The sequence below is a fragment of the Synechococcus sp. C9 genome, assembly GCF_022984075.1.
GTDB lineage: Bacteria > Cyanobacteriota > Cyanobacteriia > Gloeomargaritales > Gloeomargaritaceae > Gloeomargarita.
In genome coordinates, this window is sequence record NZ_JALAAD010000001.1 from 1327884 (window position 1) to 1343633 (window position 15750).

Below are 15750 nucleotides of genomic sequence, written 5' to 3' on the forward strand. Positions count from 1 at the left end.
TTACCTCAAAAATGCCAACACTGCCTGCGCCGCCTGTTGCCCAGAAATCACCGCCCCTTCCATGCTGTCAATGTAATCCTGTTGGGTGTAACTGCCCGCCAAAAAAAAGTTAGGAATCGGGGTTTTTTGGGGCGGACGAAATGGCTCCATCCCCGGATTTTCTCGGTACAAAGATTGCGCCAATTTCACCACACTAAACCAGGTCATATTCAGGGAGCGAGAAGAGGGAAATAACTCGTGAATTTGCGCCAGGGCATGGTGGGCAATCTGCTCATTATTCATGGGAATAAACGCATCCCCTGGGGTCAACACCACCTGCATCAACGACCCTTCCCCTTCCCGGTAATAATCCGCCGGACTGGTCAATGCCAAATCCGCAAAACAGGAAAAATCTGCATCCGCACTGTAGAGCAAATTGTCCAAACCCGCCGCTTTTGTTAAACATTTTTGTGCCTGGGGGTTTTGCAATTCCGTCACCCAACCATCAAACCGCAACTGCACCGTCACCACCGGCACTGCTTCTAATTTGTAAATCCGGTCAAACTCCGCCCACCGCCGCCATTCCTGGGGCAATAACCGCTGAATTCCCGGCACATCACAGGCGGCAATATAAGCATCAGCCGTCACCGTTTCCGTATCTTCTCCTGGTGCTACAAGTAACCCCGTTACTTCAGTTCCCCCAGGTGTTTCCGTAAAAGCAATTTGCCGCACCCGCCGAGATGTGAAAATCTCTCCCCCTCGTGCCCGAATATAGTCCACAATGGGCTGATGCAAATAGCGATCCGGCGAACCCTTGAGCATATTCAAACGGGACGCTTCCGTACGGGCGGCAAACATCATAAAAATCGTCAACATACAGCGGGCAGAAATCTGTTCCGTATCAATAAATCCCAACGCCAAAGCAATTGGATTCCAGAGCCGTTCTAAACTGTGTTGGGAACCGCCATGACTGCGAAACCAATCCGCAAAACTCAACCGGTCTAAATCCCGAATCTGTTGCATCGCCCAATCATAATTCACCAATCCCGGCACAATCGGACTGGTACCTAATGCCAACGCATTGCGTAACTTATCCCACCAGGTTAATTGGGCGGTGGTAAAAAACGCCTTCAACCCATGAAACGGTGCCCCTAATAAAAAGCGAAAATCCAAGTTGCCTAATTGCCCACCCCGATTCACAAAGGTATGGACGTGTTCTTTCGGTAACAAATTATCAAACCCACCCACTTTTCGCAGTAAATTAAACAGATTGTAGTAATTATTAAAAAATACGTGTAACCCCATCTCAATGTGATTGCCCTGTTCATCCTGCCAACTGCCCGCTTTGCCCCCCACAAACCGGCGCCCCTCGTACAGCGTTACCTGATGACCCGCATCCACCAAGGACACCGCCGCCGCCAAACCCGCCAAACCCGCCCCAACAATCGCTACTCGCATAGGCTAAATTTTAACCTGGCTTAACATTTAACGTTGCTTAACATTCTATCTCAGATTTGCCGAACGTCTAGCCCTGACCGAAACCGTTCCCCAGGGTCGCCGCTTGGTACTATGGAGAAACGACTCTCACCCGCCCTAACCAAATTCCCACTTGTTCGATGATTTGTCCCATGTCCATTACCGTATCCTTAAACGAGCGCAGTTATCCCATTTGGATCATCCGTGACGGTCTGCAACGGGCGGGGGAATTGCTCACTGGAATTGGGCTAATTGGGAAGGTATTAATTGTCTCCAACCCAGTGATTTTTCGGCACTACGGGGAAGCGTTATCCACTGCATTAAAAACTGCTGGTTTTGCTGTGGAATCCTGTATTTTACCCGCAGGCGAACGGTATAAAAATCTGAAAACGGTAGAACGGATTTATGCCGATTGTGCCCAGCATCGTTTAGAACGTCGTTCCACCCTGATCGCTTTAGGGGGTGGGGTGATTGGTGATATGGCTGGATTTGCCGCCGCTACCTGGTTACGGGGGATTCATTTTGTGCAAATTCCCACCAGTTTATTAGCGATGGTAGATGCGTCAATTGGTGGTAAAACGGGGGTGAATCATCCCCAAGGCAAGAATTTAATCGGGGCATTTTATCAACCCCAAGCGGTACTGATTGACCCCAACGTATTGCAAACTTTACCTGTGCGGGAATATCGTTCGGGCATGGCAGAAGTGATTAAATACGGCGTGATTTGGGAACCGGAATTATTTACTTTATTGGAATCGCAACCCCGGCTCTCTGAATACCGTTTTTTATCCCCGGAAATTCTGACCAAAATTCTCTATTTTTCCTGCCAAACCAAAGCCACCATTGTTAGTCAAGATGAACGGGAAGCGGGTATGCGTGCGTTACTCAATTATGGGCATACGATTGGGCATGGGATTGAAACAGTGACCAGCTATCGCCAGTACACGCATGGGGAAGCCGTCGCTTTGGGAATGATTGCCGCCGGAGATATAGCGGTGGAGATGGGCTGGTGCTCAGCAAACGAACAGGAACGGCAAAAGCAATTAATTCGCAAGGTTAAATTACCCACCCAATTAAAACCCGATATTGACCTTGAAGCGATTAAAAATGCCCTCTATTGGGATAAAAAAGTGGAACAAGGAACCGTGCGGTTTATTTTGCCCCAAAAAATCGGTCAAGCGGCAATGACCAACCAAGTGCCCCCGGCAGTCATTCACCACGCCTTAACCCAGTTAATCACGCAATAGTTTCATAGTTCAATGCACTAATTTTTACCAGTTCAATAGTAACGTCCCCGCCAGGTTTTGGGACGGGTCAATGAGGATAAAATAATTCGCAGTACCGCCAAACTATCCGCCAAAGGGGACAACCAAAACAGCCAACTATTTTGATTCCAACCCGCATACACGGGGCGAATTGCCAATAACATTCCCCAGCGGATGAAAATTAAGCATAAATTCACCCAAAATAAGGTTTTATTTACGGGATTGGTGGGCAAAAATAAACTGGTTAAACACAACCAAATCGGCAACCCCTGCACACTCAATAAAAACCAATGATCCCCCCACAATTGGGCGATGGAAGTTGCATCTTTCAAATCTAAAGAACGCCCCCATTCCCGCCACGTTTCCCAAAATCCCTCATACATCCGTACCTGCAACACCCGTGACCCATCCAAAAAGCCGACTTTATAGCCCTGTTTTGCCACATTTCGCACCCACGTCACATCATCACAAAAAGAAGATTTTGCTGTTTCATAACCCTGCATTTTTTCCAAAACCGCCCGGCGCACCAAACAACATTGCCCATTCGCCATCACCCGTGCCGGTGCCGATGGATTCAGCCCCGTTGCCCCAAACCGGTAAATCAAGGTCATCAGCAAAGCCGGTTGCAACCACCATTCCCCCGGATATTTGAGAATAAATTGCGGGGACAGCGTGATTACATCATAGTTTTCTTGTATAGCTAATTGCAGTAAAGCAGGCACCAGACCCATTTGGGGACGGGTATCCGCATCCAGATTCAAAATCCAGGTACTTGCGGGGGAACTTTGCCGCCAGCCCCAGTCCAATGCCCAAGGACGTCCCACCCAATCAGCGGGCAAGGGCGGGTCAGACAGCAGGCGAATGCGGGGGTCGTGGGTTTGCTGTGCCGCCACCAACTCCCGGGTGCCATCCTGGGAATGGCTATCCACCACCAAAATTTCCCGGACGCTGTAGCCCTGGCGTTGCACCCCCGCCAAACACCCCCCCAAGCGCTGTACCTCGTTCAACGTGGGAATGACCACACTCACCTGTCCCAAATAGGCGGGCGTTTCGGAAGCGGGTAAAAGGGGGGCAGGACGCTGAATACCAGGCAAAAGCCGTGCCAAAAGCAATGCCACTGCGGGTAATTGTAATAACAAAAGCATTAAACCCATGCGCCGGTCAGCCTCAGTTTTATGTTTATTAACCGTTTATCATACTGAGGAGCTTTTTTTATGAGCACCTCTCTAAATTAAAAGTTAGCGGTCGTAGCGCCCTTGGTTCTGGGTAACATGGGTATGCCAACGATGAGATTTATTTATGGCTACGCCACGCAGGCTATGGGTTGGCTCATATAACATAGAGATGCCCTTATTTTAGGACAAACGTTAGGGTAATGAATATCCGCAAGCATCTTCATCACTAGAAATTATTTAGAATTGCTGTTTTGCTGATTTTTTCTTGGTTAATTAAGTGAAAATGCCATACCTCAAATTCAATTGTAACCTTAGTTATTCAGGAATAATTGGCTCGTCTGAGAAGCAGTAAATACTGGAAGATGAGATATAGCAAGCTTAAATGAGAATAAAATGGGGGTCGCAGGGGTACTGCCCCCGCATTTGGTTCTGGAGAATTTCTGTTGGCAAATCAAGTAGGATTGCTGTAGTAAAACTTTTTGACCCCTACTGATTGTAGGATGAAGGTACTGACGCTTGGGTGAGGCAATGCTTCGGCAAGACCGGTTAATTGCGCTGGCACTGATTGTGATTTGCTTGATGGCGGCTCTGGGCAACTGGCTGGGGGGCGTTCCGGCACAACGTCCTGACCGGGTGGCGAGAACGAGCGGTAGTGCGGCGGATGTGGCGTTGATTCCCATCGCTGGCGTAATTACATTTGCAGGTGAAAGTAGTCCATTGGGGGGTGGGACGACCGCTGGGGCGCAGGGGATTATGCGGGCGGTGCGCCGGGCTGAACGGGATGGGGTGAAGGCAATTTTGCTCAACATCAACAGCCCTGGGGGGTCTGCCGCCGCTTCCCAGGCGATATTTGAAGAATTGATGCGAGTGCGCCAAAAAGGCAAGGTCAAAATTGTCGCAACAATGGCTGATGTCGCCGCTTCTGGGGGGTATTACGTCGCCGCCGCCGCTGATCATATTGTGGCGAATCCTTCCACCATTACCGGTTCGATTGGGGTGATTGTGCAGATACAAAATCTCACGGATTTATTGAAGAAAGTGGGGGTGCAAACGGTGACGATCAAAAGCGGCAAATTCAAGGATATTGCTTCCGCCTATCGCCCTATTACCCCTGGAGAAACAGATTTACTGAAATCTTTTGTTAATGAATCCTATCAACAGTTTTTTGAAGCAATTTTGCGGGGTCGCCAGGGTAAAATCACCCGTGCAGAGTTGGAACCAGTGGCTGATGGACGCATTCTCATTGGTGCCGCCGCCTTGGATGCTAAACTAATTGATTCGCTGGGAAATTACTACGATGCAGTGGATCAAGTCAAAAAATTAACTGGACTGAAAACCGAACCGGTTATTCGCAATTACTTAGCTCCAGATTGGCGGGAATCGTTTCAACAATTATTTACGTTTAGCCTCGACCAATGGTTCCCAGAGCAACGACTGCACCGCCTCACACACTGGAATAAAATTCCCCTCGCCCTGATGGAGTAGCCCCCATGATGCTCCTGGATGGTCTGTACAATAGCTGGTTCCGTCCTGGGTTGGGTCGCCCCCCGATGCCCGTAGCCATTGTGAGTATTTTATTAGTTTTAATTGTCCTGTCCTTTAATGCCGCCGGTTTGACCAATAGCAGTGCCAGTGGGTGGTTGGGCTGGTTTTTCCTATTTCTGTTAGGCGGTGGGGTGGGCTGGTTTTGGTTGTCTGCCGCCCTGCATATAATGGCGCGGTTGTTGGGGGGGATTGGTTCTGTGACCGATACGTTGGGGGCGGTGGCGCAGAGTTTGTGGCCGTTGATTCTCACCGGGGCGGCTAATAGTGCTTTGAAAGTTTCTCCTCGCCTCGGATTACTTTTTTCTTTGGGGATTAATCTGTGGGTAGTGGTCAATTTGGTGCGGTCAATGGCGCAGGAACATCAATTGCCCTGGGTGCGGGCACTGTTGTGTTTTGGCGGGGCAATTATTCTGGCGGAATTGGCTTTGGTGGGCTTGATTCTTTGGCCTTTGATGATTACTTTGGGAATGTAATTTCAATGGAAATTTACCATCAAAGTTCCCCAACTTGAGATACATCTAAAGGGTCAAAATCCCAGCCCCAATCCTGGGCAATCGCCTGGGTGAGTCCCAAACGGTTTGCTCCCGGATACCGACTGATGGCAATCAGCAAATCCCGGAGTAATTCTCCCTCTGGACAGATGCCGAAAATATGTAATCCACCACGAATTTGGGCTTCTTTTAATTCGCATAAATAGGTATCTAAATTGTCAATTACCTCGATTATTTCGTGGGTCATTTTCTCCTGGAGAATCGGCAATTCTTCCAGCAGATGATGCTTTTTCAATAATGCTTCTAAACGGCGGCCAATCCAGGGCAATCGCTCCGGGTCAAGGGCTTGGGCTTGGTAGTATTCATCCACCAGAGTTTCTAATTCGAGCAATGGCCCGTACAATTCGGCGCGGGTCAAGGGGGGCGTGAGATGGTCAAGAATCACCGCTTGGGCACGGCGTTTGGCCTGAGTCCCTTCGCCCGGATCATTCACAATAAAAGGATAGAAATGGGGCAATGCACCCAGGGCAATTTCCGGGTAACAGGTTGCCGATAAAGCCACACTTTTGCCAGGGAGCCATTCCAAAGTTCCGTGTTTACCCAAATGAATCACCGCATGGGCTTGAAATTCATACCGTAACCAATAATAAAACGCTAAGTAATGGTGTGTGGGTTCTAGGTCGGGGCTATGGTAATTGAGGCTGGGGTCTTGCTCATAACCACGACTGGGTTGAATACCAATAAATAGATTTCCCCACCGTTGACCATAGATGGGAATCTTACCCTGTTCGGCGATGGTTTCTGGGCTTCCCCATCGTTGAATAATGGCTTCAGATTGGGGGATAGTCGTTAACCAATGTTGATACTTAGATAAGGGCACAAATTCTTCAAAATTACGACTGTGGGATTCCGGGTCATTGGTGCGTAAACGGGTTAATCTTTGCATCAGTTCATCGCCATTTTTGAGGGGGGGTGGCACGGTATAACCAGCTTGGTGTAAAGCCTGCCATACTTGAATACAACTGGCGGGAGTATCCAAACCCACCCCATTGGCAATGCGCCCATCATCCGTGGGGTAATTGGCGAAAATAATTGCTATGTTCTGCTCAGGAATTGGCGTTGTTCGCAAACGTACCCACGCCTGGGCTAAATCGGCAACAAAATTGACCCGGTCTGGTACAGGTTGATAACTGTAAATCGGGGTTTCTAAATCCGGGTGTCGCTGGGTCGCTGTTTTGAAGGAAATCGCCCGGGTGATAATCCGTCCATCTACTTCGGGAAGGGCAACCTGCATCGCTAAATCCTTGGGGGATAATCCCCGCATTTCTTTGTGCCAAATTTCTCGTTCATCCGTACTCAGGATAATTTGTAATACGGGCACATCTAGGTTTTGCCAAAGTTCTAATTCGGGAATTTCTGAGCGCCATTGGGCTACGGAAAACCCGGTCGTCACACAGAGCACTTGGGTAGGATGTTCCTGATAGTAACGTTCTACTGCTAGACGGGTTTCGGGATGGGTCAATGTGTGAATATAGTAGGGAAAAGGTTGCAAATTTCTGGCCTGCAATGCCCGACAAAATTCATCAATAACGGCTGTATTTCCCGCTAAAACATGGGCACGGTAAAAGAGAATGCCCACGCCCGGCGCAGTTTCTAAACATTTTCCACCCCAATCATAAGTTCCCCACTCAGGGATGGGTTGGGGCGGTGGCGGATACCCCGGCCAATTGAGGCTGTAGCTGGCAACAAATTCTAGGGCATGGCGATAGTTCACCACACCACCAAAACGCAGGTATTGGTGCAGATATTGTACGGCATGGAGCGGTACATGAGACTGCTCAAAAATGCTTAAATCCATCTGGTCATCCCCCGGCATCACCCACACCTGGGCGTTCAATTCCCGCAGACGTTCTACCCCATAAGCCCAGTAGTCCAATCCCCCTAGTAAGCGCAAAATGATGACGTTGGCATGACTTAAGGTTTGCTCAATATACCTATCAATACTGTAGGGTGTACTGAGTTTCAACCAGTTACAGACCCGCAGAGCTGGGAAATTGGCGGGAAGTTGGGTCACCGCCTGCGCCAGGGTTTGGATGTCCGTGTCCGCCGCCGTGAGAAAAACCATTGGGGCGGGGGTTTGCTGAATGTCGCTGGGGCTGGCCGACCAGTTGCCGGGTTGGGTGGGGATGCGGTGCATGAAATTCCTGCCATTGAGCCTTGGTTTTTTAGGATAGCAGGCATCCTGGTGCCGGACGGATTAGACTGGAAATGGTCATTACCCCTGGGTTCCTGTGCATCCCCTCGTTGGTTTTTACCGTTGGTATCGGGATACGTTGCGCCATTCCCCCTATCGTTGGTTGCTGTTGCTCGGCTCGGTGCTGTATTTGCTCAGCCCGATTGATTTTGCCCCCGATGTGTTTCCCTTTTTAGGATGGATTGATGACGGCATTTTGATTGCAATTTTGGCGGGAGAATTAGCTGTTTTTTTGAATCGGGAACCCCAGCCCAAACCACCCGTTTCCCCCACAGGAACTGTTATAGATGTGACCGCCCAAACAGTAGAAGAGGATAGCTCAGGATGACCGAACGGCAGGTGAATTTGATTGCCATTACCCTATTTACATTCACGTTTGGTGCTTTATTGACCCCCTTGATCCCTGGGGCAACGGGGTTCCTCGCTGGGGGGGTTTTGCTCCTGTTGGGCTTGGCAACGGCGGATGCGTGGGCCTGGCAATCCCAAGGTTTGACCCTACTCTTGGGTTGGTGGCCGACCCCTGACGAACGGGTGGTGTACCACGAAGCGGGGCATTTTTTGGTCGCACACCTGCTGGGAATTCCCATCAGCGATTACACCCTATCGGCCTGGAGCAGTTGGCGGCGGGGTTATCCCCCTTCCGAAGCGGGGGTGCGGTTTGGGGCGATTCCACCGGCACTTCTGCCTCGCTGTCCGGTGCTGTGGCTGGCGGGGATTGCCGCTGAGGAATTAGTCTATGGTCAAGTGCAGGGGGGGGCAACCGATTGGCAACAGGCCAGTTTGTTGCTCACAGCTTTTCCCCCGGCAGAACGGGCATGGCGTCTGCGAGCCGCCCAACGGGAAGCCCGGCAGTTACTCCAACAGCATTGGTCAGCCTATTTGGCACTGGTAACGGCAATGCGCCAAAAACAGTCGGTGGCAGATTGTCTCAAGCGACTGAATGAGACTCCCGCCGAGCCGCCAACTCCTGCCGCACCTGCATAAGAATTTTGCCCAGATGGTTGCACCCCGTGCCGTTGGGACCACAGCCCCAGTAGGTATCAATCGGCGAATTTTCCACCAATTCCTCGGTTCCCGTTTGTAGGAGTAATTGCGCCAATTCAGGATAAGAATTAAATTTACAACGTACAGCTTTAAGCATTACATCTTGCTTCACTTGTTCCCAATCGGGGCGTTTGGGGTGGCGGGGGTCACGGCCAATTTTTGCCGCCAATACGGGGCTAGGGACTTGGCGAATGGTGTCCACCAAATCCGCCCGGGGCGTACCGACAAATTTCTGGGCTTGGTAATAATGTTCTACCGTCGGCCAGCGGTGCCCATCCAGGGTGATTGGGTGGGGAGAAAAATTAGAAAAATAGCCGTAGGGCTGTTCCACTTGATAGAAATAAATGGTCATGGTTGGTCAGCCAGTTGCCATTCCCGGTACGCCGCATACACTGCTTGCACATTGTACCAATTCAAAAAAATCCGAGAAAGTTCCCAAGCCCATTGGGATTGTCCCCGGTCAATCAGCATTTGCATCACAGGGGCAAGGGTGCGTTCATTCAGCAATCCACCTAGGGATAAAATGCCCCATAAAATGCGGTGCAACCAGGTCATTTGGATCATCAAACGCACTTCCCAGGTGGGATGTTTGCGGTAGAATAAAACGCCCATTTTGCCCCGTTGAATTTCCTTATCAATTAAACTGGGAATGTGTTTAAGTTCAAAGGGGGGATGCCAGTGATAACCCACCGCTTCCGGGCAGGGAATCAGGGTCAATCCTAACTTTTTCAATCGCACCCCTAATTCCAAATCTTCCCAACCATAAAATTGAAAATCCGGGTCAAAGCCGCCGGTGAGTTCCAGCCAAGATTTGGCAATTGCCACATTACCCGTGGCGAAAAATGCCCGAGACCGGTCAGTAATTTTGAATGGTTCACTGGTGGGGTTGTCAAAGTTCGCCGTATTCACCACCCGCCCGTAGGTAAAACATTTTTGGTGCCCCCATCGTTCATAGGATGCCTGGAGTTTTTGGGCATGGGCACGCAGAAAGATTGGCGTGACGACTAAATCGCTGTCAATAAATACGATGGTATCCCCTTGTGCCTGGGCAATCCCCAAATTGCGAGCGGCGGCGGGTCCCTGATGGGACTGTTCCAACCAACGCACGTGGGGAAGCTGGGAACGATGCGCTGACAACCACGCCAAGGTATCGTCGGTAGAGCCATCATCCACCACAATCACCTCATAGGGCTGAGACCAATCCTGCTGTTCTAGGGCATAGAGCGCCTTCGCCAAAATGGGTTGGCGGTTGTAGGTGGGAATAATGACGCTGAAAAACACCCGATCACCTCCACTTTTTAGCTTATCAGGAAAGGGGCAGTGGTTCTTCCCATGCCGCACCAACCACTTAGTAAATAGAGAATTTTTTCAAAGTCTGCCGTTTGTAGATAATAATATCATGGTATATTAACCCATATTATCACCGCTTCTCAGATTAGAGAATCACTACGCAATGTCGAATAGTTTTTCAGTAATTCCCGTGCGGCAATTAACCAATCAAATCTATCAGAATCTATGGCGACCTTTGCGGCGATTGGGTATGCAAACTGCCCTGAATTTATGGGGACAAATCCCTGCTAATAACTACTGGGAATCGGCGCAACATTACTACGAATATGCCAGCCAAAAAGAGACACCAGGTTTGGGGTATGAAGTATTGATTCCCGCCCATCAGGAAAGGATTACACCTCCCTGGACTGTCACGGGCGAGATACCACCGACCTTTCAGCAAACGGAATTTCATATCCCAGCGGCTTTTTGTTACCAAATTCCCCATGCCCGAGTTGCCAGTCCTTATGGAGATGTGATTGCCCCCGATGGAAAATTGATTGATGACCATAACCAGGAATCTGGGCGGCGACCTCACGAGCGTTCCGTGTGTACGTTAAAATTCCTTCCTGCCCAAGAAACCAATCGCACAATTGGGGTGATCGCCGGGGTCAAAGGTGGCTCAAATTATTATCATTTTTTGGTGGATGTATTGCCCCGCATTTATCTGCTAAAGTGCTCTCGGTTCTGGTCAGAAATTGACTTGATTTATGCCAATAAATTTCTACCGGGATTACAGAAACTCAAACCACTTTTAAGCCTGGCGGATTTAGGAGAAAAAGCTATCTTTTGGGCGGATGCCTATAGTCATCTGCGGGGTCAATCCGTCGTCGCCACATCCTTAACGGGTTTGCCGGGGATGTCTTATTTTAAGCCCCATTGGGTTTTTGAATTTTTACGCTCGACTTATTTATCCCAAGGGAAGTGTCCAGATATGCCCCGGACGAAGCTCTATATTAGTCGTGCCCGGGCAGGTTTTCGTCGGGTATTGAATGAAGCAGAAATCTTGGATTATTTAATCCCCTTGGGTTATCAACCGGTGTGGTTAGAGGATTTAAGTTTTGCAGAACAGGTGGGTTTATTTCAGCAGGCGGAACAGATCATTGCACCGCACGGGGCAGGATTGGCAAATTTAATCTGGTGTCAACCTGGGGCTAAAGTTATTGAGTTTTTTTCACCCCAGTATTTGCCAGAATGTTATTGGGTGATTGCGAAACAAATTGGTTTATCCTATGGGTATTTGGTGGGGAAAAATCAGCCGGATATGCTATCTGCGTCAGATGTGCGAAAACATCATATTTGGGTTGATATGTCGGAGTTGGCGCAAGGCATAGACTGGCTGGCTTCTTAGAATCAGAAATGTGGTAGTGCTATAGCAGTCCTAAATGAGAGTGGAACAAGGGTCACAGGGGCACCGCCCCCGTCCTTGGTTCTGGAAACTTTGTGTATGCCTACGGCACGCAAGCTAATGTAAATCAAGTAGGATTGCTATATCTGAGTAATTTTTTGTTATTATGCAATAATTACAAATAACACGATAGATCGCCAACGAAGTCGGTGCGGCTGACTCTCTGGGCAAATTAAGTGGGCAATTCCCAAAAAACTTTATCTCATGGGCATTGGAGCAATCCATCATCCCACGTTGCGTTCCCGCTGGCTCCTCGTTGGTTGCCTTGAATGCAACACGACGCATCCCCCTAAAATCCCTGTGACTCTTTTTGAGCATTACAAAGATAGCACTACCCCTTTGTGACCATCCACCAGTCTAAGGGTTTAGAGTTGCCAGTAGTAGTCTTGGGCAATCCCCTTAAAGACGCAAAACTGCAAAGGATGGAAGAAATTGTTAGACCCCTACTCGATCGTGAAGGTGAACCCCTAGAGCGCATGGCTGAGTTTGATGTGATGATTGTCCCAATTTGTTATGTAGACTAGGGGTAGAGTCTGGTGTTTACGATGATCGCCACCCCCCAACCCCAGTGGATGTCAGTCACCCAATACCTAGAGTGGGAAGCCAAGCAACAAATCCGTCATGAATACCTAAACGGGCAGGTTTATGCCATGACAGGTGGAACAATTCCCCACAATGATATTGCCCTCAACCTAGCTACTGCCCTCAAAACATTTCTTAAAGGTACAACTTGCAAGGTGCAAATGGCGGATGTAAAGGTGATTATTTCAGAGCAAGGACCATTCTTTTATCCTGATGTGATCGTGAGTTGTGATGCAATAGACCGTCAAGCTAGGGATGGAATGAGATCGCCTAAATTAATTGTGGAGGTGCTGTCACCCACTACAGCAGGTTTTGATTATGGGCAAAAGTTTCGCTATTATCGACGCATTCCTAGCTTGCAAGAATATGTTTTAATTGATTCTGAGAATGTCAGTGTAGATTGCTATCGAAGGAGCGATCATCAATGGCAATTAACCAGCTATCCTGAAAGTGGGGATAAAGTGCATTTAGTCAGTATTGATTTTCAATGTTCTCTATCTTTGTTATACGAAAATGTAGAGATTTAACTATGGGGGATAAAGTGCATTTAGTCAGTATTGATTTTCAATGTTCTCTATCTTTGTTATACGAAAATGTAGAGATTTAACTATGCCTGTAACCAAGCTCACCCCCACCTTCGGGAAGTGCTAACAGAGGCTTTAGGGGAGTTTGCCGAAGAAAAGAAACACTTGGGGCTATCTTGGGCGGGTAAGCAGGAGGCACGGCGGTTGGCAGTTACTCCCGGTCAGGGAATCCCTATACCTGCATTGGGTGAGGGCATCGATGAAGAGTATCGGTACGCCACCTGCCAATACTGCCAAACTTTAGCCAACTCCGGTTTGGGATAATGGGCACCTCTATTAATTCAGGGCTATTGCGAACACCCCTGCGTTATTGACAATTGCCAACGAGAGAATGGGGCTTCCGAGCCTGCCGTGTAAGTACAGAAATAAATATAGCAATCCTAAATGAAAATGGAATAGGGGTCGCAGGGGCACCGCCCCGCATTTGGTTCTAGGGAATTTCTGTTGGTTAATCGGACAGAATTGTTATATGGCAATCATAAATGATCAGGCAATAATTAGCGTCGCAGAGATTAGCTTCCAGCGGGCTTCCTATGTGATTACTGTTTCAATATCTGATAGTATTGCTATAAGTATAAATGCGCCAGTGGCAGGTGACTGTAGCTGGGGGAAAGTATGTCAAATATCATGGGGAATGCCACGCTAACCTAGGAGAAGAACCATCTAAGTCTGGAGGCAATGAGCGATGCAACCTCAAGTTAAAGTGAACTCCAAATCCCTATACGATACCGACTATCAACTGTGGATTGATCACACCGTTGCTCAGCTAAAATCAGGCGATTTCAGCGAAGTGGATGTGGAGAATTTAATCGAGGAGGTTGAAAGTTTGGGCAGGAGTGATAAGCGGGCTATTTTGAGCTATTTGATACGATTATGCGAACATTTTTTGAAGCTACAGTACTGGGAAACCGAACGCAAAAATTGTTTTCGAGGCTGGAAACTTGAGATTATTAACTTTCGCTTACAAATTCGATTGATTCTCAAAGATAGCCCTAGCTTAAAAAGCCATCTTCATAAGAACTTTGAATTTGCCTATCAGAATGCTAGACAACTATTTCTTAATGCGAGTGAATTAGATGCCAAAGTAATTCCTGAAGAACCTGGCTGTACCCTAGAACAAGCTCTGAATGAAGACTGGCTTCCGTGGCAACCGGAATAATCCTCAATAATTACACAACAGGCACTTACAAAAACCAGCTTCCAACGCACTTTCTACATGATTACTATTTCAATTTCTAATAGGATTACTGTAGCGATTATACTTACAAACGTAAGGAAATTATGCCCTAGAAAAAATCAAGGGTCGCAGGGCACCGCCCCGCATTTGGTTCTAGGGAATTTCTGTTGGTTAATCAGATAGAATTGCTATCGAAGTTGCACTTAAATTATCAGGAAATTACATACTTAAAAAATCAAGGGTCGCAGGGCACCGCCCCGTCCTTGGTTCTGGGGAATTTCCGCTGGTTAATCGCATGGGATTGCTATAAACTTGCTATATGTAGAAATATCCCATACATGAAGTTTTGTAAGGGAGTTGAACGGAAGCGTAATCATTTCCCCCCTTTTGATAAAAAATTATGTCCACCCCGGCTAAAATGCGGACAAAACCCAGATGGCTTTGTTAGCTTGAAATCTCAAACACAGTCGTTGGGGTCAGCGGTGAAGCGATTGGCAGACGCATGGATTGACCAGTGGTGTCAAGAACAGGGCTGGACGGAGTGGGTCGCCAGTGGCGGTACCTATTGGGCGTTTCCCCCCCAAGCCGTGATGCCAGTGCCAATTCCGAGGGAAGTGTTGCAGGAACTCAAAGCCACCTATGGATTATCGCCCCAGGAACGGTGGGCAGTGGGGGTGATGCTGGCAAGTACCATTATCGCTCTGCTGGGCAGTTGGTATAGTCATTGTCCGATTCCCTTGGTGGGAGCCTTTAGCCTGGGGGCACTGCTGACAGCGGCAATGGATACGGAACTTTAGGCTCATCTCGCTGTTATAGTTATTTCGATTGAGAATACGACACTTTTTGGGTATTTATAATCGCTCTATCCCCTTCTAGGACAGGGGTTGTAGGTAAAGACTAATGTCGCAAACTTGTTTGAAATTACTATACATCCGCAACGGGGAGGATTTCAGCAGTATCGGTCAGGAAACGCCCCTGAGATGCCGGTTCACAATTGTTCTGCCAACCAGGTCTTGTGATGTAAATGTAATTATATAAATCCGGTCAATGCCGCTGGGTGGTTGGTGCGAATTAATTAGTGAGAGGATTTAACCAGGGGGGGAGACTCATTTACCCTAACCCGGTTCAACGGTAACGACGCTTGCGGCGGGCATTTTTCGCCTTGCGTTTGCGCTTTTCCTGGGGGGTTTCAAAATATTGCCGGTGCTTGACGGTCGCCAAAATCCCTGCCTTTGAGACTTGCCGCTTGAACCGGCGCAGAGCGGACTCAATATTTTCGTTTTCGCCGAGAACCACTTGCGTCATGCGAACGCCTAACCTCCTAAACGTAATTTAGACCGGATTAATATCATACTCTGCGCTGGGGATTTTGACTAGGGATGGCTGGGCGGTCTGAAGCTGGTCGCCATTTCCCTGGCATCGTCAGCCAGAATTTTAGATG

General features: G+C 48.6%; 15 protein-coding genes. 9 read left to right on the forward strand and 6 right to left on the reverse strand.

Annotation, left to right across the window (positions count from 1 at the left end; all coding sequences use genetic code 11):
* Complete coding sequence (gene zds / locus MLD66_RS06665; RefSeq protein WP_247216257.1) at positions 1-1437, reverse strand: 9,9'-di-cis-zeta-carotene desaturase; 1437 nt, start codon at positions 1435-1437, stop codon at positions 1-3.
* 170 nt (positions 1438-1607) lie between these two features.
* Here zds and aroB point away from each other — a divergent pair, with 170 nt between their 5' ends.
* Positions 1608-2702, forward strand: a complete 1095-nt coding sequence (gene aroB / locus MLD66_RS06670) for a 3-dehydroquinate synthase (RefSeq protein ID WP_247216258.1) — start codon at positions 1608-1610, stop codon at positions 2700-2702.
* A gap of 32 nt (positions 2703-2734) precedes the next feature.
* Here the strand turns inward: aroB and MLD66_RS06675 are convergent, their stop codons facing one another.
* Positions 2735-3874 carry a glycosyltransferase family 2 protein gene (locus MLD66_RS06675; RefSeq protein WP_247216259.1) on the reverse strand — a complete coding sequence of 380 codons (1140 nt, stop codon included), beginning with the start codon at positions 3872-3874 and terminating at the stop codon, positions 2735-2737.
* Positions 3875-4423: 549 nt separating this feature from the next.
* On the opposite strand from MLD66_RS06675, the gene sppA reads away from it, so the two are divergent.
* The gene (gene sppA, locus MLD66_RS06680; RefSeq protein WP_247216260.1) at positions 4424-5380 is read left to right on the forward strand and encodes a signal peptide peptidase SppA; all 957 of its coding nucleotides are present in this window, start codon (positions 4424-4426) and stop codon (positions 5378-5380) included.
* Between the two features lie 5 nt (positions 5381-5385).
* Entirely contained in the window at positions 5386-5913 is a 528-nt protein-coding gene (locus MLD66_RS06685) for a Yip1 family protein (protein WP_247216261.1), read from the forward strand.
* Positions 5914-5932: 19 nt separating this feature from the next.
* Here the strand turns inward: MLD66_RS06685 and cobN are convergent, their stop codons facing one another.
* Positions 5933-8128, reverse strand: a complete 2196-nt coding sequence (gene cobN / locus MLD66_RS06690) for a cobaltochelatase subunit CobN (protein ID WP_247216263.1) — start codon at positions 8126-8128, stop codon at positions 5933-5935.
* Between the two features lie 94 nt (positions 8129-8222).
* On the opposite strand from cobN, the gene MLD66_RS06695 reads away from it, so the two are divergent.
* Both MLD66_RS06695 and MLD66_RS06700 read left to right on the forward strand, forming a co-directional pair.
* Positions 8223-8513 (forward strand): DUF1232 domain-containing protein, encoded by a 291-nt coding sequence (locus MLD66_RS06695; protein WP_247216265.1) that lies wholly within the window; start codon positions 8223-8225, stop codon positions 8511-8513.
* On the forward strand, positions 8510-9169 hold the full coding sequence (locus tag MLD66_RS06700) for an ATP-dependent Zn protease (RefSeq protein ID WP_247216267.1): 660 nt from the start codon (positions 8510-8512) through the stop codon (positions 9167-9169). Before MLD66_RS06695 ends, MLD66_RS06700 begins: the two co-directional genes overlap by 4 nt.
* On the opposite strand, the gene MLD66_RS06705 is transcribed toward MLD66_RS06700, so the two are convergent.
* Entirely contained in the window at positions 9114-9581 is a 468-nt protein-coding gene (locus tag MLD66_RS06705; protein WP_247216269.1) for an NADAR family protein, read from the reverse strand. The two genes, MLD66_RS06700 and MLD66_RS06705, sit on opposite strands and share 56 nt — an antisense overlap.
* On the reverse strand, positions 9578-10510 hold the full coding sequence (locus MLD66_RS06710; RefSeq protein ID WP_247216271.1) for a glycosyltransferase family 2 protein: 933 nt from the start codon (positions 10508-10510) through the stop codon (positions 9578-9580). The genes MLD66_RS06705 and MLD66_RS06710 overlap by 4 nt, the downstream gene beginning before the upstream one ends.
* A 172-nt stretch (positions 10511-10682) precedes the next feature.
* Between MLD66_RS06710 and MLD66_RS06715 the strand changes: the two genes are divergently transcribed.
* The 4 genes from MLD66_RS06715 to MLD66_RS06730 all read left to right on the forward strand — a co-directional run bounded on the left by MLD66_RS06715 (position 10683) and on the right by MLD66_RS06730 (position 15106).
* Positions 10683-11909 carry a glycosyltransferase family 61 protein gene (locus tag MLD66_RS06715; protein WP_247216273.1) on the forward strand — a complete coding sequence of 409 codons (1227 nt, stop codon included), beginning with the start codon at positions 10683-10685 and terminating at the stop codon, positions 11907-11909.
* Between the two features lie 602 nt (positions 11910-12511).
* Positions 12512-13075: a Uma2 family endonuclease gene (locus tag MLD66_RS06720; protein WP_247216275.1), complete on the forward strand. Its 564-nt coding sequence runs from the start codon at positions 12512-12514 to the stop codon at positions 13073-13075.
* 742 nt (positions 13076-13817) lie between these two features.
* Positions 13818-14291: a DUF29 domain-containing protein gene (locus MLD66_RS06725; protein WP_247216277.1), complete on the forward strand. Its 474-nt coding sequence runs from the start codon at positions 13818-13820 to the stop codon at positions 14289-14291.
* A 467-nt stretch (positions 14292-14758) separates the two neighbouring features.
* Positions 14759-15106, forward strand: a complete 348-nt coding sequence (locus MLD66_RS06730) for a hypothetical protein (protein ID WP_247216279.1) — start codon at positions 14759-14761, stop codon at positions 15104-15106.
* Between the two features lie 328 nt (positions 15107-15434).
* On the opposite strand, the gene rpsU is transcribed toward MLD66_RS06730, so the two are convergent.
* On the reverse strand, positions 15435-15614 hold the full coding sequence (gene rpsU, locus MLD66_RS06735) for a 30S ribosomal protein S21 (protein WP_084111453.1): 180 nt from the start codon (positions 15612-15614) through the stop codon (positions 15435-15437).
* Between the last annotated feature and the right edge of the window lie 136 nt (positions 15615-15750).

What these genes read in the sequence shown, in the direction of transcription:
- MLD66_RS06675 (WP_247216259.1), bottom strand. Translation starts at nt 3,874, where the DNA reads ATGGGTTTAATGCTTTTGTTATTACAATTACCCGCAGTGGCATTGCTT.
- sppA (WP_247216260.1), top strand. Translation starts at nt 4,424, where the DNA reads ATGCTTCGGCAAGACCGGTTAATTGCGCTGGCACTGATTGTGATTTGC.
- cobN (WP_247216263.1), bottom strand. Translation starts at nt 8,128, where the DNA reads ATGCACCGCATCCCCACCCAACCCGGCAACTGGTCGGCCAGCCCCAGC.
- MLD66_RS06725 (WP_247216277.1), top strand. Translation starts at nt 13,818, where the DNA reads ATGCAACCTCAAGTTAAAGTGAACTCCAAATCCCTATACGATACCGAC.
- zds (WP_247216257.1), bottom strand. Translation starts at nt 1,437, where the DNA reads ATGCGAGTAGCGATTGTTGGGGCGGGTTTGGCGGGTTTGGCGGCGGCG.
- MLD66_RS06685 (WP_247216261.1), top strand. Translation starts at nt 5,386, where the DNA reads ATGATGCTCCTGGATGGTCTGTACAATAGCTGGTTCCGTCCTGGGTTG.
- aroB (WP_247216258.1), top strand. Translation starts at nt 1,608, where the DNA reads ATGTCCATTACCGTATCCTTAAACGAGCGCAGTTATCCCATTTGGATC.
- rpsU (WP_084111453.1), bottom strand. Translation starts at nt 15,614, where the DNA reads ATGACGCAAGTGGTTCTCGGCGAAAACGAAAATATTGAGTCCGCTCTG.
- MLD66_RS06720 (WP_247216275.1), top strand. Translation starts at nt 12,512, where the DNA reads ATGATCGCCACCCCCCAACCCCAGTGGATGTCAGTCACCCAATACCTA.
- MLD66_RS06700 (WP_247216267.1), top strand. Translation starts at nt 8,510, where the DNA reads ATGACCGAACGGCAGGTGAATTTGATTGCCATTACCCTATTTACATTC.
- MLD66_RS06705 (WP_247216269.1), bottom strand. Translation starts at nt 9,581, where the DNA reads ATGACCATTTATTTCTATCAAGTGGAACAGCCCTACGGCTATTTTTCT.
- MLD66_RS06715 (WP_247216273.1), top strand. Translation starts at nt 10,683, where the DNA reads ATGTCGAATAGTTTTTCAGTAATTCCCGTGCGGCAATTAACCAATCAA.